We start from the raw sequence: 576 nt of genomic DNA on the forward strand, positions 1-576 counted from the left end.
TCGCCGCCGAACACCTGGCTGCCCTGGGCGGGCTCAACGACGGCACCCGGGTCCGCGAGGATCCACTGACCTACACCGGGGCCTAGTTCTGGCCAGGTTCACCGTCTACTGTCGGCGGTGGGCTGCCTCGGGGGACAGATGGCCACCGCCTGGCGCAACGCAGCGCCCGCCGGAAGCGGCCGACGCTAGTCGCGAGACCGGTTCAGCTCTTCGGGCAGGTGTCCGCAGCTTCACGCAGCACCGTCGCCGACGGCGCATCGACCGGCAAGCTGTAGCCCCGCAGCACTGCGATAAATTGCATCGCGTACTGACAGTGGAACGCGGTGTTGGGCGGCATCCACAACGCAGGAGGCTTGTCACCCTTGTCCTCGTTGGCCTGCCCCGCCACCGCAAGCAAGTTGGCCGGGTCATTGGCGAACCGAACTCGCTTCTCCTGAGGCCAGTCCCACGCCCCTTCATCCCATCCGTACGACAAGGGCACGATGTGATCAATTTGCACCGAGGCGCCGATCTTCGCGCCGCGCTGAAAGTCGATGGTGGCGTTGGTATAAGGGTCGTGCAGCACTCCGGTCGCCA

The 576-nt window shown here is 66.0% G+C and carries 2 protein-coding genes; one reads left to right on the forward strand and one right to left on the reverse strand.

What is annotated here, in order from left to right:
* On the forward strand, window positions 1-86 hold an 86-nt coding region (locus tag F6Q13_RS19815), incomplete at its 5' end, for a hypothetical protein (protein ID WP_293060100.1).
* Between the two features lie 116 nt (window positions 87-202).
* Here F6Q13_RS19815 and F6Q13_RS19820 read toward each other — a convergent pair.
* A partial coding sequence (locus tag F6Q13_RS19820) for an HNH endonuclease family protein (protein WP_293060097.1) occupies window positions 203-576 on the reverse strand: 374 nt, incomplete at its 5' end.

The organism is Mycobacterium sp. (assembly GCF_008709575.1).
In the GTDB taxonomy this organism is placed as follows: domain Bacteria; phylum Actinomycetota; class Actinomycetes; order Mycobacteriales; family Mycobacteriaceae; genus Mycobacterium.